At 69.9% G+C, this 21,436-nt stretch carries 11 protein-coding genes; 3 read left to right on the top strand and 8 right to left on the bottom strand.

The window, feature by feature from the left end; all coding sequences use genetic code 11:
- The first annotated feature begins 86 nt into the window (after window positions 1-86).
- Both SY84_RS12285 and SY84_RS12280 read left to right on the top strand, forming a co-directional pair.
- Window positions 87-3,542, top strand: a complete 3,456-nt coding sequence (locus tag SY84_RS12285; RefSeq protein ID WP_046844251.1) for a DNA-directed RNA polymerase subunit beta — start codon at window positions 87-89, stop codon at window positions 3,540-3,542.
- Window positions 3,543-3,647: 105 nt separating this feature from the next.
- Window positions 3,648-8,267: a DNA-directed RNA polymerase subunit beta' gene (locus tag SY84_RS12280; RefSeq protein ID WP_046844250.1), complete on the top strand. Its 4,620-nt coding sequence runs from the start codon at window positions 3,648-3,650 to the stop codon at window positions 8,265-8,267.
- Window positions 8,268-8,755: 488 nt separating this feature from the next.
- Here SY84_RS12280 and SY84_RS16555 read toward each other — a convergent pair whose 3' ends face one another.
- From SY84_RS16555 to SY84_RS12240, 8 genes are all read right to left on the bottom strand, one after another.
- On the bottom strand, window positions 8,756-13,144 hold the full coding sequence (locus tag SY84_RS16555) for an SNF2-related protein (protein WP_046844249.1): 4,389 nt from the start codon (window positions 13,142-13,144) through the stop codon (window positions 8,756-8,758).
- A 178-nt stretch (window positions 13,145-13,322) separates the two neighbouring features.
- On the bottom strand, window positions 13,323-14,441 hold the full coding sequence (locus SY84_RS12270) for a PQQ-dependent sugar dehydrogenase (RefSeq protein ID WP_046844248.1): 1,119 nt from the start codon (window positions 14,439-14,441) through the stop codon (window positions 13,323-13,325).
- A gap of 276 nt (window positions 14,442-14,717) precedes the next feature.
- Window positions 14,718-14,999, bottom strand: a complete 282-nt coding sequence (locus tag SY84_RS12265; protein WP_046844247.1) for a YiaA/YiaB family inner membrane protein — start codon at window positions 14,997-14,999, stop codon at window positions 14,718-14,720.
- Between the two features lie 255 nt (window positions 15,000-15,254).
- Window positions 15,255-16,580, bottom strand: a complete 1,326-nt coding sequence (gene aroA / locus SY84_RS12260; RefSeq protein ID WP_046844246.1) for a 3-phosphoshikimate 1-carboxyvinyltransferase — start codon at window positions 16,578-16,580, stop codon at window positions 15,255-15,257.
- 394 nt (window positions 16,581-16,974) lie between these two features.
- Window positions 16,975-17,973 carry a 3-oxoacyl-ACP synthase III family protein gene (locus SY84_RS12255; protein ID WP_046844245.1) on the bottom strand — a complete coding sequence of 333 codons (999 nt, stop codon included), beginning with the start codon at window positions 17,971-17,973 and terminating at the stop codon, window positions 16,975-16,977.
- Complete coding sequence (locus tag SY84_RS12250; RefSeq protein ID WP_046844244.1) at window positions 17,970-19,274, bottom strand: F390 synthetase-related protein; 1,305 nt, start codon at window positions 19,272-19,274, stop codon at window positions 17,970-17,972. The genes SY84_RS12255 and SY84_RS12250 overlap by 4 nt, the downstream gene beginning before the upstream one ends.
- On the bottom strand, window positions 19,271-20,083 hold the full coding sequence (locus SY84_RS12245) for an MBL fold metallo-hydrolase (RefSeq protein ID WP_046844243.1): 813 nt from the start codon (window positions 20,081-20,083) through the stop codon (window positions 19,271-19,273). Before SY84_RS12245 ends, SY84_RS12250 begins: the two co-directional genes overlap by 4 nt.
- Window positions 20,080-21,048, bottom strand: a complete 969-nt coding sequence (locus SY84_RS12240) for an NAD-dependent epimerase/dehydratase family protein (RefSeq protein ID WP_046844242.1) — start codon at window positions 21,046-21,048, stop codon at window positions 20,080-20,082. Before SY84_RS12240 ends, SY84_RS12245 begins: the two co-directional genes overlap by 4 nt.
- Before the next feature lie 90 nt (window positions 21,049-21,138).
- On the opposite strand from SY84_RS12240, the gene SY84_RS12235 reads away from it, so the two are divergent.
- Window positions 21,139-21,330 carry a hypothetical protein gene (locus SY84_RS12235; protein ID WP_046844241.1) on the top strand — a complete coding sequence of 64 codons (192 nt, stop codon included), beginning with the start codon at window positions 21,139-21,141 and terminating at the stop codon, window positions 21,328-21,330.
- Window positions 21,331-21,436: the final 106 nt, after the last annotated feature.

Here is a 21,436-nt window from a genome sequence, read left to right as displayed (position 1 = left end):
CCACACAGGGGGCCGCGCTTCCCGGACGCGTCGTTTCTCCACCCCGGAAAGACGCGGGAATCCACAAGAGGGCGTGCGAGGTGGACATGAGTTTGACCGGTAAAGGACCCCGCATCGAGCGATTCGGTGACATCGCGGACGTGATTCCGCTTCCCAACCTGACCGAGATTCAGGTGAACTCCTTCAGGGCCTTCCTGCAGGCCGACCGGGCCCCCGACGGCCGCGAGAACGTCGGGCTGCAGAGTGCCTTCAAGGAAGTCTTCCCCATCGACGAGACCGAGAAGGGCCGCTCAACGGGCCTGGTGCTGGACTTCCTGGAGTACCGTCTGGGCGAGCCGCCCTACACCCCCGAGGAGTGCCGCGAGAAGGACGTCACCTACCAGGCGCCCATGTACGCCAAGCTCCAGCTGATCCACAAGGACAGCGGCCTGATCAAGGAAGACCAGGTGTTCCTGGGCGACCTGCCCCTGATGACCGAGGACGGCAGCTTCGTCATCAACGGCGCGGACCGCGTGATCATCTCCCAGATCCACCGCAGCCCCGGCGTGTACTTCACCAGCTCCTACAAGGGCATCAAGAAGATGTACACCGGCGCGATCATCCCCATGCCCAAGCGCGGCCCCTGGATCGAACTGGAGTTCGCGGGCGGCATCCTGGAAATGAAGGTCAACAAGCGCAAGTTCCCCGTGGCGATGCTGCTGCGCGTCCTGGGCTACGACGACGCCAGCCTCAAGGCGCTGTTCACGGAGTTCGAGCCGGACATGGAACTCCCCGAGGACAAGAGCGCGGGCATGGGCGCCGACGAGGCCCTGCTGCGCCTGTTCACGGTCCTGCGCCCCGGCGATCCGCCCAAGCGCGACAAGGCCATCCAGTACCTGTACGGGCTGCTGGCCGACCCCCGCCGCTACGACCTGGGCGAACCCGGCCGCTTCAAGATGAACACCAAGCTGGGCGTGCAGCGTGAAGAGCGCACCCTGCTGAACTTCGAGGACGGCAAGTTCACGGACGCCGGCCTGGTGGACACCATCCGCTACCTGATGGCGCTGCAGTACGGCCGCGAGACCGTCAGCATGGCCGACAGCGACGGCGTGCTGCACGACGTGCCCGTGGGCGAGGACGACATCGACCACCTCGGCAACCGCCGCGTGCGCACCGTGGGCGAACTGCTCGCCGACCAGCTGCGCGTGGGCATGGGCCGCATGGCGCGTGGCGTGCGCGAGCGCATGCTGCTGGGCAACCCCGACGCCGCGACCCCCACGAAACTCGTGAACAACCGCCCCATCGTGGCGGCCATGCGCGAATTCTTCGGCCGCAGCCAGCTCAGCCAGTTCAAGGACCAGACCAACCCCCTGTCGGACCTGCGCCACAAGCGCCGTATCTCCGCGCTGGGGCCGGGCGGTCTGACCCGCGAACGCGCCGGCTTCGACGTGCGCGACGTGCACCGGACCCACTACGGTCGCATCTGCCCGATCGAGACGCCCGAAGGCGCCAACATCGGCCTGATCTCCTCGCTGGCCTCCTACGCGAAGGTGAACGACCTGGGCTTCATCGAGGCCCCGTACCGCAAGGTCGAGAACGGCCGCGTCAGCGACGACGTGATCTACATGACCGCCGACATCGAGGACCGCTACACCGTCGCGCAGGCGAACAGCCCGCTGCAGCCGGACGGCACCTTCAGTGACGAGCGCGTCCTGGCCCGCCGCAAGGGCGACCCGCTGTGGTACACCCCGGAAGAAGTGGACTACATGGACGTGTCCCCCAAGCAGATCGTGTCCATCAACACGTCCCTGATTCCCTTCCTGGAGCACGACGACGCCAACCGCGCGCTCATGGGTTCCAACATGCAGTCGCAGGCCGTGCCGCTCGTGCGCGCCGACAGCCCCGCCGTGGGCACCGGCGTCGAGCGCCGCGTGGTGACCGACAGCGGCACCAGCGTCGTGAGCGACGTGACCGGCCGCGTGACGTACGTGGACGCCCGCAACATCCAGGTCACCCTGACCGAGGACGCGCCCGCCATCGGCTACAGCGCCGGCAACGTCCGCACCTTCGAACTCGTGCGCTTCACGCGCAGCAACCAGGGCACCAACCTCGACCAGCACCCCATCGTGGACATCGGTGACACGGTGAGCGCCGGTCAGGTCATCGCCGACGGTCCCGCCAGCGACCTCGGTCGCCTCGCGCTGGGTCAGAACATCACCATCGCGATCATGCCCTTCGACGGCTTCAACTTCGAAGACGCGATCTGCATCAGCGAGGGCCTGGTCCGCAAGGACTTCTACACCAGCGTGCACATCGAGAAGGACGAGATCGAGGCGCGCGACACCAAGCTCGGGCCCGAGAAGATCACCCGCGACATCCCCGGCCTCAGTGAGGCCGCGCTGCGCGACCTCGACGAGGACGGCATCGTCCGCGTGGGCGCCGAAGTCAAACCCGGCGACATCCTTGTCGGCAAGACCAGCTTCAAGGGCGAAAGCGAACCCACCCCTGAAGAGCGCCTCCTGCGTTCGATCTTCGGTGAGAAGGCCCGCGAAGTGAAGGACACCTCGCTGCGCGTGCAGTCCGGCCAGGGCGGCATCGTCGTGAAAACCGTCCGCTTCCGCCGCGGCGACGAAGGCGTGGACCTCAAGCCCGGCGTGCGTGAAATGGTCCGCGTGTACGTGGCCCAGAAACGCCAGCTGCAGGTAGGCGACAAGGTCGCCAACCGCCACGGGAACAAGGGCGTGGTCTCCAAGATCATGGCCCCCGAGGACATGCCCTACCTCGAAGATGGCACCCCCGTCGACCTCGTGTTCAACCCCCTGGGTGTGCCCTCGCGCATGAACCTCGGGCAGATCCTGGAAACCCACCTGGGTGAAGTGGCCCGCCTCACGGGGCAGAAATTCGAGACGCCGGTCTTCGACTCCGTCACCGAAGCGACCATCAAGGAAATGCTTGAGGTGGCCGCCGCCGAACGCATCCAGCGCAACAAGGACGACGGCTTCGAACTCGACAAGCGCGAGCAGGAAGTCCTCGACCGCGCCGCGAAACTCGGCGTGATCAGCGACACCAGCGGCGACTACGAGAAATCCCAGATGGAACTCAGCCGCACCGGCAAGAGCGTCCTGTACGACGGCCGCACCGGCGAACCCATCAGCGGCCCCGTCGTGGTCGGCACCATGTACGTCATGAAGCTGTACCACATGGTGGAAGACAAACTGCACGCCCGCTCCACCGGCCCCTACAGCCTCATCACCCAGCAGCCCCTCGGCGGGAAGGCCCAGTTCGGCGGCCAGCGCTTCGGGGAAATGGAAGTGTGGGCGCTCGAAGCGTACGGCGCCGCGCACGTCCTGCAGGAAATGCTCACCATCAAGTCCGACGACATCGACGGCCGCGACGCCGCGTACCAGAGCATCGTCAAGGGCGAGGAAGTCTCGGGCAGCACCATCCCCGAGTCGTTCAAGGTGCTCGTCAAGGAACTTCACTCGCTGGGCCTCGACGTCGAAGTGCTCGACAACGGCGACAAGGCCGTCGACATCTTCGAAGGCATGATGCCCAAGCGCTAAAGGCGCTGCGCGCCTGTTGATAGTTGATGGTTGACAGAACAACCCCAGACGCGTCAATCCATCAACTATCTTCCATCCTCCATCAACAACTCCGAAGGAGTTCGAATGAAAGATTTCAACAAAGTTCGTATCGCCATCGCCAGCCCGGAGAAGATCCGCGAGTGGTCGTTCGGCGAGGTTGAAAAGCCCGAAACCATCAACTACCGCACCCTGAAACCCGAGCGCGAAGGTCTGTTCGACGAGCGCATCTTCGGGCCGCAGAAGGACTACGAGTGCGCCTGCGGGAAGTACAAGCGCCAGCGCTACGAGGGCAAGGTCTGCGAGCGCTGCGGCGTTGAGGTCACGAGCAGCAAGGTGCGCCGCTACCGCATGGGTCACATCGACCTGGCGACGCCCGCCGCGCACATCTGGTACGTGAAGGACACCCCCAGCAAGATCGGCACGCTGCTCGACCTCTCGGCCGGTCAGCTGGAGAAGGTGCTGTACTTCAGCTCCTTCCTGGTCACCGACCCCCGCAACGCCCAGAAGGACGGTCGGCCCCTCAAGCGCGGCGAGCTGCTGAGCGACGACGAGTACCGTGAACTGCGCTTCGGCCGTCAGGAAACGTACTCCATCCCGAACGGCACCGACGCCGAGATCCGTGACGGCGAGTACGTCACGCGCGGTCAGATCCTGGGCGGCAACGTCGTCAGCAAGATGGACGGCCTGGCGCAGTACCGCTTCCCCCGCCGGGCGATCATCGCGTACAGCGAGGAAGTCGAGGCGACCCTGCCCGTGCCCGCCGAGGCGCTGGTCGAGCAGGATGCCTTCCGCGCCGGTGAGATCCTCGCCGAGCTGGAAAGCGACGTGCAAATCACCGCGCCCGTGGACGGCACCGTCGTGCTGCACGAGATGGGCGAGGACAGCGTCATGGTCGAGCTGCGCGAGGGCGTGGACGAGGAAGGCACCCCCAGCGGTGAAGTCCTGGCCCGCGTGTACATCCCGCACGGCATGAACGTGCAGGTCGTGCACGGCGAGATCGTCGAGGCCGGCGCCACCCTGGCCGACGCCGCGAGCGGCACCCGCCTGCGCGTCAGCCGCGACAGCCGCCTGTCCGGCGTCACCTTCCCCAAGAAGAAGGGCGACGTGCAGGTCACGGCGCACTGGACGCGCCGCGCCGAGTACCCCATCAACCCCACCATGCACGTCCTGATCGGGGACGGCAGCGAGGTCAAGAGGGGCCAGAAGGTCGTGGGCGCGATCGACAAGGAAGAGGAGATCGTCGCGGACGCCGACGGCACCATCACCCTGCACAACCCCGCCAGCATCATCGTCAGCAAGGCGAAGGTCTACGCGTACAACGACGAGCCCCTCGTCGTGAACGGCGACCGCGTCGAGCCCGGTGACGAACTCGCCGACGGGGGCGACCTGCGCAGCGAGATCAGCGGCCGCATCGAGATCGACCTCGTGCGCAAGCAGGTGCGCGTCATCGAGTCCTACGACTTCGACGCCAAGATGGGCGCCGAGGCCGTCAAGGAACTGCTCGACGACCTCGACCTCGATCAGCTGGAAGTCGAGCTGAACGAGATGATGAAGGACTCCAGCCGCCACAAGCGCGCCAAGGCCCGCAAGCGCCTGGAAGTGACCCGCGCGTTCAAGCGCAGCGGCAACCACCCCAGCTGGATGATCCTGAACACCGTGCCCGTCATGCCCCCGGACCTGCGTCCGATGGTGCAGGTGGACGGCGGCCGCTTCGCGACCTCAGACCTGAACGACCTGTACCGCCGCCTGATCAACCGCAACAACCGCCTGAAGAAGCTCATGAGCCAGGGCGCGCCGGACATGATCATCCGCAACGAGAAGCGCATGCTTCAGGAAGCGGTGGACGCCCTGATCGACAACGGCCGCCGCGGCAGCCCCGTCACGAACCCCGGCTCCGACCGCAGCCTGCGCTCCCTGACCGACCTGCTCGGCGGGAAACAGGGCCGCTTCCGTCAGAACCTGCTCGGGAAGCGCGTGGATTACTCCGGCCGCAGCGTGATCGTGGTCGGCCCGCAGCTGAAACTCCACCAGTGCGGGGTGCCCAAGCGCATGGCGCTCGAACTCTTCAAGCCTTTCCTTTTCAAGGTGCTGGAAGAGAAGGGCGAGGTCACGAACATCAAGCAGGCCCGCAAGATGCTCGAACGCTACCGCGACACCCGCGACAGCGTCTGGGACGCCCTGGAAGAGGTCATCGAGGACAAGGTCGTGCTGCTCAACCGCGCGCCCACCCTGCACCGACTGGGCATCCAGGCCTTCGAGCCCGTGCTCGTCGAGGGTCAGTCCATCCAGCTGCACCCGCTGGTCTGTGAAGCCTTCAACGCCGACTTCGACGGCGACCAGATGGCCATCCACGTCCCCCTGAGCGCCCAGGCGCAGGCCGAGGCGCGCATCCAGATGCTCAGCGCGCATAACCTGCTGTCCCCCGCGAACGGCGAGCCGAACGTCAAGCCCAGCCGCGACATCATCCTGGGGATCTTCACCCTGACCCTGCTGCGCAAGGACAACCTCGGCGCGGGCAGCGAATTCGCCGACGAGCAGGCCGCCCTGGCCGCCCTCGACGGCGGGAAGGTCGCGCTGAACAGCCCCATCGTCGTGGCCGGTCAGGAGACCAGCCCCGGCCGCCTGAAGTACATCTTCAGCAACCCCGACGAGGCCGTCATGGCCGTCGAACGCGGCGAGATCGACCACCAGGACTACGTCCGCATCCGCCTGAACGGCGTCACCTACGACACCAGCGCGGGCCGCGTGATGTTCCGCCGGATCGTGCAGGAAGCCCTGGGCATGCAGGCGCACCTCGTGGACACCCTCGTGAACCTCGAGACCGCCTACGAGAAGGACCACCTCAAGGACATGGTCATGGCGTGCTTCAAGCACCTCGGGATCGAGGCGACTGCCGGGCTGCTCGACGGCCTGAAGGACGCGGGCTTCAAGCTCTCCACGACCTCCGGCATCACCATCGGCATCGACGACATCGTCATCCCGCCCGCCAAGACCGAGATCCTGGCCGAGGCGGACGCCAAGGTCGCCGAGATCGAGCAGAACTTCGAGTTCGGCTTCATGACCGAAGAAGAGCGCTACAAGCAGGTCGTGCAGCTCTGGAACGACACGAAGGACGAAGTCAAGAACGCCATGTTCGACAACTTCGGCAAGAACTACCCCTTCAACCCCCTGTGGATCATGAGCCTCTCCGGCGCCCGTGGTAACGCGCAGCAGATCACGCAGCTCGCCGGGATGCGCGGCCTGATGGCCCGCCCCGACGGCAGCACCATCGAAGTGCCGATCCGCGCCAGCTTCCGCGAGGGTCTGTCGGTGCTGGAATACTTCATCTCCACCCACGGCGCCCGTAAGGGTGGCGCGGACACCGCGCTGCGTACCGCCGACTCCGGCTACCTGACCCGCAAGCTGGTCGACGTGGCCCACGAGGTCGTCGTGCGCGACGTGGACTGCGGCACCACCGACTACACCGTCATGCCCCTGGGCGCGACCGACGAGCGCACCGGCGAGTGGCGCACCCGCAAGAGCAGCGAGATCGAGACCAGCATCTACGGCCGCACCCTGTCCGACGCGGTCGAGGTCGACGGGCGCACCATCGAAGCGGGCGAGATGCTCTCCCTGGAAGACGTCAAGGCGATCACCAAGAGCGCCAAGGCCCTCCAGAGCGTGTTCATCCGCACGCCCCTGAACTGCCGCGTCAAGAGCGGCGTGTGCCAGAAGTGCTACGGCTACGACCTCTCGCAGGCCAAGCCCGTCAGCATGGGCGAAGCGGTCGGCGTCGTCGCCGCCGAATCCATCGGCGAGCCCGGCACGCAGCTCACCATGCGCACCTTCCACACCGGTGGGGTCGCCGGCAGCGGCGGCGGGGACATCACCATGGGTCTGCCCCGCGTGATCGAACTGTTCGAAGCCCGCAAGCCCAAGACCTCGGCGGCCGTGGCCGACCGTGACGGCGTGGTGCGCATCGAGGAGGACGAGGAACGCTACCTCGTGCGCATCGAGGCCGACGACGACCAGTACTCCAGCAAGACCGCCATGAAGATCAGCAAGGGCCTGCGCATGATCGTCAAGGACGGCGACCGCGTCGAAGCCGGTCAGCCCCTCACGCGCGGCGCCATCAACCCCCACGACCTCCTGCTGTACAAGGACACCGACGCCGCCCAGCGCTACCTGGTGGAAGAAGTGCAGCGCGTATACCGCAGCCAGGGCGTGAAGGTGCACGACAAGCACATCGAAGTCATCGTGCGCCAGATGCTCCGCTGGGTCGAGATCACCGACGGCGGCGACACCGAACTGCTCGAAGGGCAGACCGTGGAACGCTGGGAAGTCGACCAGGCCAACGACCTGCTCGAGGAAGGCCAGACCCCCAGCTCCTGGAAGCCCGTCCTGCTGGGCATCACCAAGAGCAGCCTGACCACCAAGAGCTGGCTGTCCGCCGCGAGCTTCCAGCACACCACCCACGTGCTGACCGAGGCCAGCATGAAGGGCCAGGTCGACGACCTGATCGGCCTGAAGGAGAACGTCATCCTCGGGAAGCTGATTCCCGCCGGGACGGGCCTCCAGACGGTGCGGGACATGCAGGTCGCCGACGAGCGCACCCTCGAGAAGTACGGCGAGGGCAGCACCAGCACGGACTCCGTGACCGGCAACCGCAGCTACGACGATACCCGCCCCGGCGTCGTCAACGAGAACGTCACCTACACCAACTAAGGCTCCTTGCCCCAACGCCCCCTGCCCCCTGTGGGTGGGGGGTTTTTCATCGTCTGTTCGGGGTCACCTCTCCCCCGTTCCGGCACAGGAGTCGTCGGCGGGGCAGTCCTCCCCTGGACCGGCCCACAGTGGATCAGCCAGGGGCAGGTCGTCGGCGGGGAGGGCCTCCAGCAGCCACACGAGGTGTCCCGGCGCGGGTCAGCAGGTCGGTGGGCCAGAGGCGGCCCCAGGCGGGCGGCGCGAGCAGCAGCGCGGCCGTCCCGAGGCGGGAGGGCGGCGGCGGTCAGGACTCATGGATCAGTCCCCCGAAGGCCCCGTGAACCGGGAGGCGGAAGCGCGCCGCCTGCCCAGAGCCGGGCCTCATGACACGCCCACACCCGTGACCACGCCGTGCCCGGCGCGTGACCGCCGCGCCGGTTCCTGACCGCATAGAGAAGAGGGCCGCGCGGGGCGACCCTCTGAAGCGGAACGGCGGTGGTGGAGCGGGCCTACCCGGCCACCCCGGCGCGTTCGAGCAGGTCGCCGTCCTCCTCGTCCTCCAGCGGCGCGAACAGCCGGTCGAGATCGGCGGGCGTGAGCTGCGTGGCGTCACTGAGGCCCCCGTCAAGGATGCCGCGCGCCAGGGACGCCTTGCGGGCCTGGAGGTCGAGGATGCGTTCCTCGACGCTGCCGGCGGCGATCAGCTTGTACACGAACACCGGTTTGTCCTGCCCGATGCGGTAGGCGCGGTCGGTGGCCTGTTCCTCGGCGGCCGGGTTCCACCAGGGGTCGTAGTGGATGACGGTGTCGGCGGCGGTGAGGTTCAGGCCGACGCCCCCGGCCTTCAGGGTGATCAGGAACACGTGGGTCTTGCCGCTCTGGAACGCGTCGATCTGACCCTGGCGGTCCTGGGTGCTGCCGGTGATCATGGAGTACGGGATGCGCTGCTCGCGCAGCCAGTCTTCCAGGTGGCGCAGCAGCGTGGCGAAGCCGCTGAAGATCAGGACGCGGCGGCCCTCCTCGATCATCTGCGGGAGGTGCGCCTGGAGCCAGTCGAACTTGGCGTTGTTCTGCACGCCGCGCGCCGCGTCGAGTTTCACGAGCCGGGGGTCGGTGACCGCCTGCCGCAGCTTGAGGAGCGCGTCGAGGATGGCGATGGTGCTGCGGGCCAGGCCGCGCGCGCGGAGTTCCTCGCGGACGCGGGTTTCGGTCGTGACGCGCACCGTCTCGTACAGGTCGCGCTGGTCGCCGTCCAGCGTGACGCGCACCGGGATCTCGGTCTTGGGAGGCAGTTCACGCGCCACGTCGCGTTTCTCGCGGCGCAGGATGAACGGGCGCACCCGGGCGGCCAGCGCCTGACGGCGGGACGCCTCGCCGCGTTTCTCGATGGGCGTGCGGTACAGCTCGCGGAAGGTCTTCTCGTCGTGCAGCAGGCCCGGCGCGAGGAAGTTGAACTGCGACCACAGCTCACCCAGGTGGTTTTCCAGCGGCGTGCCGGTCAGGGCGAGGCGGTGGCGGGCGCTGAGGCTCCCGGCGGCCTTCGCGGCGGCCGTGCGGGTGTTCTTGATGTTCTGCGCCTCGTCGAGGATCACGAGGTGGTACTCGAAGGCACCCAGTTCCGTGATGTCGCGCGGCAGCAGCGGGTACGTCGTGAGGATCAGGTCATGTCCCGGGATCTGCGCGAACTGCGCGCGGCGGTCCTTGCCGTGCAGGGTCAGCACCCGCAGGTCCGGCGTGAACTTCGCCGCTTCCGCCTGCCAGTTGCCGATCACGCTGGTCGGCGCGATCACCAGACTGGGCCGGTCCGCGCGGCCCGATTCCTTCTCCAGCAGCAGGTGCGACAGGGTCTGAACGGTGTTGTGCGTGACGATGTACTGGTCGGTGACGTACAGGCGGTCGGCAGCGGCCACCGCGATGCACTGCGCGGGCTTGCGCCCCACGTACTCGACGTGCCGGACACCGCGGGTGGGCGGGTACTTGGTCGGACGGGCGTAGGCGGCCAGTTTGGCCGGGAGCCGGAACGGGTCGAGGTGCGCCGGGAGTTTCAGGGTGACGCGCCACGCCTGCCCGGTCCGCCGCTCGCCCTGATACACGTGGGTGGTGACTTTCGGTTTCAGCCGCGCCGTGCCGCCCAGGGACTGCACGAGTTCCACCACGCCGAGCGCCAGTTCCCTGGACACGCTGGTGTACTCCACGACCTCGCCCGCGTGCCCATCCGTGTCCAGCAGGCCCTGCAGGAGCGCGAGGCGCTGGGCCGGGCTGCCCAGCAGGTAGTCGGGGGGAATGAACTTGGAGTGACTGGTGGTGCCATGCAGGCCCAGGGTCCGCAGGGCGTCCTTGAGGGGATTGGGCGTCCACTGGCCGGGCGTGGTGAGGCGGTACGTGCTGACATGCGGGGTCAGGCGCGCCCCGTGGTGGGCGGCGACCGGTTCGGGCAGCGCGAGGGCGGACACGATCTCATCCTCAGTCGTGATCCCGAGGCTGTGGCTGAGATGCCCGTCGCCCAGCAGCGCTCCCAGGGTGTAGGGGTCGACGGGCAGGTCACGGGACGCGAACTGCACCGCCTCCACGACCGGCAGGTAGTGCTTCAGGTTGCCCGCCGCGTCGGTCAGGGTGCCCTTAATCTGCGCGGTGGTGAGCACCTGTTCGGGCAGTCCGCGTTTCTTGCGGACCGGGGTGTTCACGGCCCAGAGGTGTTCCTCGTCGACCTCGACGCTGGCTCCGTCCGTGAGGGTCACGCGGTAGATGTCGCGTTCACCCTGCGGGTACACGCCGATCACCTGGGTCGGATGCCCGTTGCGGCCGATCACGTAGTCACCGACCTGGAGGTCGCCCATGGTGCGCCAGCCCAGCGGGGTCAGGATGCGGGCGTCGAGCGGCTGCGCCTTGCCCAGGCCCATGTCGTCGGCGAGGATGCCGCCCATGCCGTACTCGCGCAGGAATTGCAGCCACGCAACGCCCTGGCGCTGGTAGGGGCGCAGGTCGGCGCGCAGGCCCTGCGGGGGGGTGATGTCCTGCACGCCCCGGAAGTCGCGCAGGCGGCGGCCCAGGTCGAGGAGGCGTTCGGCGCCGAGCCAGCGGGCCTGTACGGCTTCTTCCAGCTGGGCGACGCGGGCGGCGTCGAGGAGTGGGAGGCGCAGGGGTCCGGGGGGCAGGTCGCGGAGGTTGAGTTCCACGAGGACGCCCAGGATGGCGCGGACGCGTCCGGCAGGCAGGGCGACGCGACGGCCGTCGCCGAGGGAGGCGTGCAGGACCTCGTCGTCCTTGAGTTCCGCCAGGGCTTCGGGGGTGAACAGCTGCGGCTGGCGGGCGATCAGGTCGGCCAGGATGGGAATCAGGCTGAGGCGCTGACCGTCCACGACGATACCGAGGTCGAGGGTGAACCAGCCGCCGTGGGAGTCGTCGGTCTCGCCGTACCAGTCGGTGATCTCCGCGAAGTTCAGCGGGAAGTCCGGGTGGATGTGGATGGTGAAGCCCTGCGCTTCCAGGTCGGCGCGGCCCGCGCGCATGAACTCCATCCAGGCGTCGTCGTCCCCGAGGGTGAGGAGGTGCTCGCCGCCGGGGACGGTGTACTCGTGGCCGTAGGCGTCGTCGAGGAGCATGAAACCGCTCAGGGCGACGGTGTGTGCCGCCTCGCGTTCCGCTTCCGGGTCTCGGGTGACGCGGGTCAGGACGCCGCCCCGGAACACGGCGGGGCCGGTGCCCGCGTGGTCGTCGGGCACGGTCAGGCCCGCGTAGGCGTGCCGGAGTTCCGCCAGGGGCAGCGTCACGGCGTGCCGGGCACCGCTGAAGGCGTGGTGGGTGGCCTCGCGGGCCAGCAGGTGCAGCTGCGGGGTGTACGGCAGGCGTTCCTCGCGCACCTGCACGGTCTGCGGGATGGGGAGGTTCAGACCCGAAGCGGTGATCGCGTGGGCCAGCGCCACCGCCTGCGCGGGCGGCAGCACCGGGCCTGACAGGAAGCGGGCAGTCACTTCCGCCGGGGCGTCGGTCTGCACGCGCGAGAGGCTCAGCGCGCCGGGCCGCACCGCCCACGGGGGCGCGACCGGCAGCAGCTGCGCGTCCGGCGCGTCCGGGAGGTGCACGGCGGGCGTCTGCGCGCCGCGCGGGTCACTCAGCCACGCCAGCTGCCCGCTCAGGTCCGGGCCGCGCGTGAGGGGCTGCTCGGGCCGCTCCCAGCATAAGCGGCCGCTGCCCAGCAGGTGCTCCAGCAGCAGGTCCGCGGCCGGGTGGTCCGTCAGGGCGTGCAGTTCCTCCTGCCAGCGGCCGGGCTCGTGCGTGGCGGTGGTGGCCATCTCCAGCAGCCGCAGGAGGTTCGAGTCGCGGCGCACGAACGCAGGCGCGCTGCTGAGGTTGCGGGGCATCGGGTAGCGTTCAGCGCCCTTCACGTCCGGCTGCTCGCCACGCAGGGGCACGCGCAGGAGTTGCAGCGCCACGCGCCGCCCCCCGGCGGACGAGCCGGGCGGCAGGAAGCGCAGCACGTAGCGCAGTTCGAACTGACGGCCCCGGCTGGGGCTGCGGGTGTCCGTGAAGGCCGCCAGCCACTGCTGCGTGCGGGCATCCAGCGGTTCCTCTGCGGGGGCGGGTTTGCCGCCCTCAGCCGCGTCGCGGGGCGCGGGGCGGGGCCCGGCGGGCGGGTCGGTCGCCAGCACGAGCGCAGCCACATGGCGGCAGCGGTAGCGCCCGCAGGTACAGGAACTGCCACGCAGCTGCGGGTCGGGCGGCGGCAGCAGGTCCACCGTCGCGTGGTAGGGCACGCCCGCGTCGGTGACGGTCGCCTCGGCATGCCAGCCGTCGTCCGTCCACTCGCGGCGCACGTCGGTGACGGCCTCCTCACGCAGCGCGAGGCCCTGCGCGGCCGTGTCCAGCGCGAAGCCGGGCGGCAGGCGGCTGAGTTTCATGCGTGCACCGGGACGCCCGTTTCAGGCGTCCAGCCGTGCGGGCGGGACGGAATGACCTTCACGGCATGAACAAACACGCCCTCCAGTGTACCGCGCCCCGCCTGATCCTGAATCCGCAGACCAGCACAGAGCGGCGGGTCGGCTGGACAGCCCAGCGGCCTCCAGCCACCCACCCGGATCAGCGGGCCTGGATGCGCCAGATGCGGCCCTCGCCATCGTCGGTCAGCAGCAGCGAGCCGTCCGCCGCGACCGCCAGGTCCACCGGGCGGCCCACCACGTTCTGCCCGCGCAGGAAGCCGGTCAGGAAGTCTGTGACCCGCCCGGTCTGCGGATCGATGGTGATCACCTTGTAGCCGCTCTTCTCGCTGCGGTTCCAGCTGCCGTGCAGCGCCACGAACATCTGCCCACGGTACGCGGCGGGGAAGGTCTTCCCGGTGTAGAACGCCAGGCCCAGCGGCGCGGCGTGCGCGGTGGTCAGCGCGAAGGCGGGCGTGGCGGCCTTGCAGGTGTCGGCCGACTTGCGCCCGAAGTCCTTGTCCCACACCTGCGCCTGTCCGGGCTGGGTGGTGTAGCAGTACGGCCAGCCGTAGAACCCACCCTGCTTGACCCTGTAGAACCCCTCGGGCGGGAGGTCGTCGCCCAGCTGGTCGCGGCCGTTGTTCGTGGCGTACAGCTGCCCGCCGAACCACTCCAGCCCCACCGCGTTGCGCAGGCCGGTCGCGTAGGGCCTGCCGTTCTTCCCGTCGGCGTCGTACACCCAGATCGCGGCGCGTTTCGGGTCACTCTCCTCGCAGACGTTGCAGGTGCTGCCCACCGACACGTACATCCGCCCGTCCGGGCCGAACTCCACCGTGCGGGTGGAGTGCCCGCCGCCACCCGGCAGGTCCACCAGTTTCGTGGGCGCGGCGCTGGCCTTCAAATCCCCGGCCTTATAGGGGAAGCGCACCACGCCGTCCGTGTTCGCCACGTACAGGTATCCGTCCCGCAGGGCGAGGCCGTGCGGCTGGTTCAACCCGCTGGCGAATACCTGCTTCCCGTCGGCCTTCCCGTCGCGGTTGCGGTCCGGCAGGACGTACACGGTCCCGGCGCCGGTGTCGCTCAGCAGGACGTCTCCGTTGCTGGCCACCACCATGAAACGCGGCTTTTTGAATCCGTCTGCGTACAGGTTCACCTGAAATCCGGCGGGCACCTTGAGGCTCTGCGCCACGCCAGTGCTGCTCTGCGCGCAGCCAGTGCCCAGCAGGGCGAGGGTCGTGGCGGCCAGCGCCGCCGGGAAGGCCAGTCGGATTGAGGGCATACTCCCAGCAGATCAGCCGCTCATGAGTCCGGCATACCGGCGCGCTCAAGTGCGGCTTCACGGGCCGGAGGTCCGGTCATACGGAATTCAAGTGACTCGCCTCGACCGTGGTCGCGTTCCGCTGTCCTCTCTCCCGCTGCGGAACTCACAGAGCTGCGGAGCAGTGAGGGAAGGACTCGAAGAGCTGCGCAGCTGAGGAGCGACAGGGCGGAAGGGTGAGGGGGCCACCGGGCGCCTCCGGATGACGTGGAATCACTTGAATCCCGGATCAGTCCGTCAGGTGTCGAACTTGCTGAGCACCTGCTCGGTCCGGGCACTCTTGACGCGGTTCACGAGCCGTTCGTGCTCGTGCCGGTCGCGCAGACTCTTGGAGAGGGTCAGGGTGCTGGCGGTCAGGAACAGCGTCCCCATGTACAGGTACCCCTTGATCCACCAGTCCACCGGAATGAAGTAGATGCCCAGGATCATCAGGCCCAGCGCGGTCGTGAACGCGATCCAGATGAAACTCAGCCAGGCGGGGGAATCACCGACGATATCCGGGTTGCTGAACTGCGTCATGGATACAACCTCCTGTGAAGGGCACTGCTCAGGATTCTGCCGTGACGGGCACGCGCTGCGCCGCTCAGGTGCCCTTGCGTCGATCCGGCCGGGCATGCTAATGACCCACCGCCCAGCTCGCTCCAGCATAGGAACGGGGCAGACGTCCCACATCAGCTTCTGGACGCGCTCCATGAACACCCCATCCACGTCGTCCCAGACGGAAAAAGCCACCCTCATCCGGGGGTGGCTCTGCGGCGTCGCAGCCGAACGGGATCAGGCGCGCGTGGCTTCCGGGTACTCGAACCTCGCCCCGAGCGTTTCGAGGTGCCGGAAGAACATCGGGTAGCTCTTGCGGATGTGGTGCGCGCCCGTGATCCGGATGGGAGATTGCGCGCCCAGGCCCAGCACGGTCAGCAGCATGATCATGCGGTGGTCGCCGTGCCCGTCGGCCGTGACCCCCCCGGCGAGACTGGGCGTGCCCGTGACGGTCAGGCTGTCCTGCGTCTCGGTGACGGTCAGGCCCAGCGCCTCCAGTTCGCGGCGCGTGTCGCTGATGCGGTCACATTCCTTCAGGCGCAGCGTGGACACGTTCTCCCAGGTGGTCGTGCCCTCGGCCAGCGCCGCCGCCGCCGTAAGGGCCTGCACGGCGTCCGTGAAGCCGTCCCCGTCGCGCGTGACCGCGTGCAGGGGCCGCCCGCCGCGCACGACCACCGTGTCGCCCTCGCGGGTCAGGTCGGCGCCCATCTCGCGCAGGACGTCCAGGGCCTCCCGCTCGCCCTGCAGGTCGTGCTCGCGGAGGTTCGACAGGCGCAGCTCGCCGGGACGGGTGGCCGCCGCCGCGAGAATCGCCGCGCTGCCCGGGTAATCCCCGGGCACGAGCACGCGGCCCGCCCGGTACGCCTGCCCACCCGGAATCGTGATGCGGCTCAGGTCGTCACTGGCGGACGCCTGCACCCCGAACGCCGCCAGGGTGTCCAGCGTCTGCCGCAGCGGCGCGTGGCTCTTGATGTTCCCCGTCAGGCGAAGCTCCAGCCCGCCGGGCAGCAGCGGCCCCAGGAACATCAGCGCGCTGGCGTACTGGCTGCTGCGCTCCGCACTGACCTCCACCACGCCGCCCCGCACCGGACCCGAGATGGACACCGGCAGCGTCCCCTCCCGGCTCTGCACGCGCGCACCCAGGCGCGACAGGGCCTCCAGCAGGTCCCCCTGCGGCCGCCTGCCCAGCGAATCCGGGTAGTCCGTCACGAACGCCGTGCCGGTCGTCAGGGCCGCCACGCCCATCAGGAAGCGCGCCACCGCCCCCGCATTCCCCGGATTCAGCGTCACACCCGCACGCGGACTGCTCCCGAAGCCCCGGATCACGGCGTCCCCACCCACCAGCTCCACACCCGCACCCCAGTCCTCCAGGCAGCGCAGCATCGCTTCGGCGTCCTCGCTGGTCGCCACGCCCACCACCCGCGACTCCCCAGCCGCCAGCGCCGCCGCCAGCAGGTACCGCGTCGTGTAGTTCTTGCTCGGCTGCGCCCGCAACTCTCCCCGCAACTCGGCGGCGGGATGCACGATCACGTCAAACTTCTCCGGCAGGCCATCCGCACTCATGCCGCCAGCGTAGCCCGCCCACCCACACCACGCCGGGGCGCTGTACAGGAAGGGGGAGTGTGAAGGGAGGCTGCTGCGCAGCGGGACCCCTCAGTCGCCTACGGCGACAGCTCCCCTCAAGGGGAGCCTTGAACACATGCTCCTGCCAAATCGAGAAAAGTAGATCAGCGGCCCGAAACGTCCCACCACAGCGACTGACCGCTGACTGCCACCGGCCGTCGTGCGCGCAGCGCGCGGGCCTTGCGGGGGCGCGGAGGATGGCGTCAAGGCCGAACACGTCACCGTCCAATGCACCTTCGCCGCACAGTCAAAACTCTTGCCCAGTGCAACGCCGCTCCCCCTGCCCCTCTGGGGGAGGGGGCTGGGGGGTGGGGCAACGCACAGACCAACCCCGTTACAACTCCCAGATCACCCCACCCGCGATCAACCCCGCCCCGGTCCCCACGAGCAGCGCGGTGTCGCCCTCCTTCAGCCGCCCCGCCTCGACCGCCTGATGCAGCGTGAGGGGGAGGCTGGCGGCGATGACGTTGCCCAGGGTGCGGAGGGTGACCTCGACCTGTTCCTCGGGCCAGTTGTAGCGGCACAGCAGGTCGAGGCCCGCCTGGCTGGCTTGGTGTGGGATGACGCGGGTGATGCCGGGCAGGCCGCTGCTGAGGCCGGGGCGGAGGCGTTCGAGGAAGGGGGGGACGACGCGGCTGGCGAGTTTGAGGACCTGGAGGCCCTGCATGTCGAAGGTGAAGTCGGTGGGGGCGGCGGCTGGGTGGTTGGGGTGGCGGAGGGTGCCGCCGCCGGTGATGCGGGTGTGGTCGGCTCCGGCGGGGTGCGTTTCGATGCGCGTGGCGTGCAGGCCCTGGCCGGGGCGGGTGGGTGGGCCGAGGAGGATGGCGGCGGCGCCGTCGCCGATCAGGAGGGTGCTTTCGGGTTGTCTGGGGTTGAGGCCGACGCTGCCGCCTTCGCTGCTGATGATGAGGACGTGCCGGGCCTGATGGGTGTGGATGAGGAGGGCGGCGTGCTGGAGGGCGAGGAGGAAGCTGAGGCAGGTGCCGTGCAGGGAGTACGTGGCGGCGCCGGTGAGGCCGAGTTCGCGGGCGTAGAGGGCGGCGCCGTCGGGGATGGGTTGCAGCTGGCTGCCGCTGGCGTTCAGGAGGACGTCCACGTCGTTGACGTTCAGGTGCGCGCGGTTCAGGGCTTCGTGGGCGGCCTGCGTGCCGAGGGTCAGGGCGGTTTCCTGCCCAGAGAGCCAGCGTCGTTCGTGGACGCCGCTGCGTTTCAGGGCGATCGCTTCGGGGACGTGGCACAGGCGGGCGACCTCGGCGGTGGGGACGCGGCGTGCGGGGAGGGCGTGTGCGGTGGCGAGGAGGCGCACGCCGAGGATGGTGTCGGGTGGGTTCATGCGGGCCTCCAGGTTCGGGTGACGCGGCGGCGTTTGGTGCCGGGCGGGGTCGGGTCGAGGGGGCGGGTGTCGAGGGTGAGGCGCTCTGGGTCGGCGTGGCTGCGGTGCAGGGCGTCCCGGACGGCGCGCAGGGCGCTGGCCCGGGTGTCGGGGGTGTGCGGGTCGAGGTGCAGCGTGAGGGCGGCGGGGCCGGTCTGCTCGGCGCGGTACTCGCGCAGGTCGGGGACGGCAGCGAGGGCACCGCGCAGGAAGTCCGGCCAGACGGTCACGCTCTCCCCTGCCGGTCCAGGCAGGTACAGCGCGTCGTCCTGGCGGCCCGCGATGCTGTGCACGCGGCGCGCGGCCTGCCCGCACGGGCACGGGTCGGGGTGGAGGCGCAGCGCGTCGTCGAGGCGGTGGCGGATGAACGGCTGAGCGCGGCGGCGCAGGTCGGTGATGACCGGGCGGTGCAGGCCGTCCCCCAGGGGTTCGAGGTCGAAGTGGACGTGCGCCTCGTTCAGGTGCAGCGACCCGTGCGGGCACGGCAGGGCCAGCAGGCCCTCGGTGGCCTGATAGACCTGCACGACGTCCCCCCAGTCGCGCAGGGCGGCCTCGTCGTCGGGGTCGAGGACCTCCGCGACGCTAATCACCCGGGCGCGCAGCCGGGCGCCGGTGCGGTGCAGGGCGCGCAGCACGCCGGGCGGCCCGACGATCAGGGTGGGCGCGTACGCCTGGGCCTCGGCGGCCAGGTCGGGGAGGGGGCGCAGCAGGTCGAAGAAGCGGAACTCCAGCCGCCCGCGCCCGACGCTGCGGTACAGGGGACTGTCGGCCCGCAGGAAGAACGCGACCCGTTGCGGACGCAGCAGCCCCCACAGCCCGCCGGGCAGGAGGTGGCGCAGCACGGTCCCGGCCCAGCGGGCCTGCTCGGCGCGGCTGACCAGGAAGACGCCCTGGGTGCCGCTCGTGCCGGTGGACAGGCCGACCGTGACCGGTCCGGCGGGCGTGGCGAGGGTGGGCGTGAAATCGCGGGTGCGTTCCGCCTGCCGCCCGACCGCCAGCGCACGGTCCAGCGTGACACCCACGGTGTTCAGCGTGTCGAACGTGGCGAGCATGGCGGCCTTGTCGGTGGGGGGCAGGTCGCGCCAGCGGCTCAGGGGCAGCCCGGCGGCGCGGAAGCGGGCGGCGACGGCGGGGCTGTGCGCGGCCACCCAGCGCAGGTGCCCGTGCGCGAGGCGCTCCTGATGGCGGTCCAGCGCCGCGCGGCTGCGGAAGTTCAGGCGGGCGTCGTCCAGCGCACCCAGCAGGATGGGCAGGGCACTCACGGCCAGTCCTCCGGGTGGTCGTGGCTGACGTGCAGCCTCGCACCGGGATTCGCGTGCAGGAAGGCGCGCAGGGCCGCGCCGCTCGCAGCCTCCTGGGCCGGGTCGTGGAACGCCACGCGGGCCAGCGGGTGCACGGGGCGCGCCTCGCGGCCCGCGCGGACGCTCCAGGCGGCGTCGGCGGCCAGGACGGTCAGGCCCGCGTCCTCCTGCGCCAGCAGGCCCACCATGCCGGGCGCGTGTCCGGGGAGCGGCACGGCGCGCAGCAGGCCGTCCCCGAAGACGTCCGCGGCCTCCGCGAAGGGGTCCAGGGCGTCCCCGCCCGGCTTGAAGTTCAGCCACGCGCAGCGGTCCTCGAAGTCGTCCGGGAGGAGTTCCGGCAGGTACGCGCGGCGCACCGCCCGCACGCCCCGCAGCGCCCTCAGGGGGTCCCAGGCGCGGCGGTCGAGGTGGAAGGTCGCGTGCGGGAAGTCGCGCAGGCCGCCCACGTGATCGGCGTGCAGGTGAGAGACGATCACGTGCCGGACCTCGTCCGGGGGGAAGCCCAGCACGCGCAGCTGCTCGCGCGCGGAGTCGTGCGGGCCGCACTGCACGGGCGTGATCAGGCCGTAGATCAGGCCCGGCCAGCGGCGCATCGCGGCGACCACGCCCGCGCCGTAGCCGGTGTCGAACAGCACGGGGCCGCGCGTGGGGTGCAGGATCAGCGTGAAGCCCGCCGGGTACGCCTGCACCCGCCACGGCGCGCCGCGTTCGGTGATCGCCGCGAGGTTCAGGCACGCGCCCGCTCGCAGCGGGATGACCCGGACGCTCATGCCTGTGCCGCCCTGAGGGCCGCGAACACGTCCGCGAAGCCCTGCTCGGGCGTGACGACCGGCGCGTAGCCCAGCCGCTCGCGGGCGCGCGTCAGGTCCAGCGTCATGGGCCGCGTCAGCAGGCGCACGCCGCTGGCGGTCAGGGGCGGCTCGGGCCGGTCGGGGTGCAGTCGCGCGCCGAGTTCCAGCGCCGCCGCGACCCCTTCCAGCAGCCGCGCGGGCACACGCTGGGTCGGTCTGGGCACGCCCAGCGTGTCGGCCAGCCGGTCCAGCGTCGCCCACAGCGGGATGGCCTGCCCGTCGGTCACGTTGAACACGCCGGGCGCGGGGCGGGTCAGGGCCAGCGTGATCGCGTGGGCGACGTTGCGCACATCGGTCAGGTCGGTCCAGACCTCCCGCCCGGTCAGGCGCGGCAGGCGACCGGCGCGCAGCGCGGCAGCCAGCCGGGGCACGATGCTGGTGTCCCCCACGCCGTAGATGCCGCGTGGGCGAAGGATGGTCGCGTCGGGCAGCGCGGCGCGCACCGCCTGCTCCGCCTGCCACTTGCTGCGGGCGTACAGACTGTCGAAGCGCGGGCCGACCGGAGTGTCCTCCCGCACCGCCTGCGTGAATCCGGTCGCGTTGTACACGCTGGGCGTGCTGACGTGCACCAGCCGCACGCCCCGCCGCGCGCACGCCCGGGCCAGCGCGGCGCTGGGGGTCACGTTGTCTGCGTGGAAGTCCGCCGCGTGCCCCCACAGGGTCGAGCGGGCCGCCGCGTGCACCACGCCCTCTACCCCAGCCAGCAGGGCGTCCCAGTCGGCGCCGCGCAGGTCGGCCGACACGAACCGCACGCCGTCGGCCTCCAGCGCCGCGCCCCTGTGCACGTCCCGGCCCAGGCCCGTCACGGCGTGCCCGGCCCGCACAAGTTCCCGGGCCGTCACCCCGCCCAGGAAACCGGTCGCGCCCGTCACCAGAATGGTCATCGTTCGTGATTATGGCGGCCCCGCGCGTCACACGCGCCGAAATCCGGACGGCGTTCAGGCCGTGCGGCGCAGGTCGCGCTGCGCGCCCGCATGCTGAAGCTGATTCACACCGGCGCACTCCAGCCCGCTGGCGGCAGCGGCTCCCGCCAGAGGCGAGAAGCGGCCGACGGGGGCGAGGCGGGCGTGTTCACCGTTACCCTCGCGGAAACCGTGGACCTGATCGGGCGGGCGGTGTCCCCGGCGCCCGTGGACGGGCTGTTCGGGAAGAAGAACCGCCGCTGACAGCGGGGATCAGTTCCACCCCGCAGCGAGGTCCGCGCGGTCCGGACAGGTTCTTCCGTGAAAGCGGTTTCAGGTGTACGCTGCCGGACATCACTGAACTGTTTCA

The organism is Deinococcus soli (ex Cha et al. 2016), assembly GCF_001007995.1.
In the GTDB taxonomy this organism is placed as follows: domain Bacteria; phylum Deinococcota; class Deinococci; order Deinococcales; family Deinococcaceae; genus Deinococcus; species Deinococcus soli.
This window is presented reverse-complemented; position numbering and strand designations above follow the sequence as displayed.

What these genes read in the sequence shown, in the direction of transcription:
- SY84_RS12285 (WP_046844251.1), top strand. Translation starts at nt 87, where the DNA reads ATGAGTTTGACCGGTAAAGGACCCCGCATCGAGCGATTCGGTGACATC.
- SY84_RS12280 (WP_046844250.1), top strand. Translation starts at nt 3,648, where the DNA reads ATGAAAGATTTCAACAAAGTTCGTATCGCCATCGCCAGCCCGGAGAAG.
- SY84_RS16555 (WP_046844249.1), bottom strand. Translation starts at nt 13,144, where the DNA reads ATGAAACTCAGCCGCCTGCCGCCCGGCTTCGCGCTGGACACGGCCGCG.
- SY84_RS12270 (WP_046844248.1), bottom strand. Translation starts at nt 14,441, where the DNA reads ATGCCCTCAATCCGACTGGCCTTCCCGGCGGCGCTGGCCGCCACGACC.
- SY84_RS12265 (WP_046844247.1), bottom strand. Translation starts at nt 14,999, where the DNA reads ATGACGCAGTTCAGCAACCCGGATATCGTCGGTGATTCCCCCGCCTGG.
- aroA (WP_046844246.1), bottom strand. Translation starts at nt 16,580, where the DNA reads ATGAGTGCGGATGGCCTGCCGGAGAAGTTTGACGTGATCGTGCATCCC.
- SY84_RS12255 (WP_046844245.1), bottom strand. Translation starts at nt 17,973, where the DNA reads ATGAACCCACCCGACACCATCCTCGGCGTGCGCCTCCTCGCCACCGCA.
- SY84_RS12245 (WP_046844243.1), bottom strand. Translation starts at nt 20,083, where the DNA reads ATGAGCGTCCGGGTCATCCCGCTGCGAGCGGGCGCGTGCCTGAACCTC.
- SY84_RS12240 (WP_046844242.1), bottom strand. Translation starts at nt 21,048, where the DNA reads ATGACCATTCTGGTGACGGGCGCGACCGGTTTCCTGGGCGGGGTGACG.
- SY84_RS12235 (WP_046844241.1), top strand. Translation starts at nt 21,139, where the DNA reads ATGCTGAAGCTGATTCACACCGGCGCACTCCAGCCCGCTGGCGGCAGC.